General features: G+C 52.5%; 1 protein-coding gene. It reads left to right on the forward strand.

Annotation, left to right across the window (positions count from 1 at the left end):
• On the forward strand, positions 1-1,107 hold a 1,107-nt coding region (locus V6X63_RS10640), incomplete at its 5' end, for a mannose-1-phosphate guanylyltransferase/mannose-6-phosphate isomerase (RefSeq protein ID WP_367978924.1).
• Positions 1,108-1,290: the final 183 nt, after the last annotated feature.

A 1,290-nucleotide genomic window follows, 5' to 3' on the forward strand; every position in this document is an offset into this window, starting at 1 on the left:
GAAGACCCGTTGCTTCTGGTGCTGCCTTCCGATCACCTAATGTACGACTATGAGCGGTTTGCAGCACTGATCCGGCAGGGGGGAGAAGTCGCCGCTGACGGGCAGCTGGTGACCTTTGGTATGGTGCCGACGGCCCCGGAAACCGGTTTTGGCTACATCGATGCGGGCGGTGCGTTGAGTGCGGATGAAAAAGCATTCAGGGTAAGCCGGTTTGTTGAAAAGCCCGATCAAAAAATAGCCGAAGAATTTATTGCCGCCGGTAATTTCTACTGGAACAGCGGCATGTTCATCTTTAAAGCATCGGTTTACCTGGAGGAGCTTAAAGCTTCCCGGCCGGACATTTACGAAGCGTGTGAGCAGGCAGCCAATGCCATGGAAAAAGACGACGACTTTGATCGCGTGCCTGCAGATGCCTTTCAGGCGTGCCTGGATGAATCCATCGGCTACCCAGTTATGGAGAAAGCGGCGCAAGCTGCTGTGGTGCCTTTCGATTCGGGGTGGAACGATCTTGGCTCATGGTCCGCCTTGTGGGAAATTGAAGGAAAAGATGATGCGGGCAACGTTTGTATCGGCGATGTGGTCGTTGAGGGTGCAAAAAACTCATACATCCGCGGTGAAACCCGGATGGTTGCAGCGGTGGGCGTGCAGGATGTGGTCATTGTTGAAACCAAAGACGCCGTATTGGTCGCCCACAAGGAATCCGTGCAAGACGTTAAGAAAATCGTTCGGCAGATCAAAGACAATGATCGAAACGAGCATCATGCCCATGTCCAGATCTATCGGCCTTGGGGTGAATATGAATCCATTGACGAAGGCCATCGCTTCCAAATTAAACGCATTACCGTAAAGCCCGGAGAGAGGCTTTCATTGCAGATGCACTACCACCGGGCCGAACACTGGGTTGTTGTGAAAGGTACGGCCATTGTTGAGTGCAACGGCGAGGAAAAGCTGCTTACTGAGAACCAGTCAACCTATATCCCCATTGGTGCGACCCATCGGCTAACCAATCCAGGGAAAGTGCCTCTGGAGCTGGTTGAAGTGCAATCCGGTGCCTATCTGGGAGAGGACGACATCGTTCGGTTTGAGGACACTTATGGGCGCTCTTAATGCTCTCTGGGCATACCGCCACTTTGTGGTAAGTTCCATTCGAAACGAGCTAGTCAGCCAATTTGTGCGCAGTAAACTTGGCGGATTATGGATGATTATCAATCCCTTGGCGCAAGTCGCCATTTACGCACTCATCTTGTCCAATGTAGTGGCCGCAAAACTGCCTGGCGTGGAAGGGCAATG

This window comes from Spiribacter onubensis (assembly GCF_040838425.1).
Classification (GTDB): domain Bacteria; phylum Pseudomonadota; class Gammaproteobacteria; order Nitrococcales; family Nitrococcaceae; genus Spiribacter; species Spiribacter onubensis.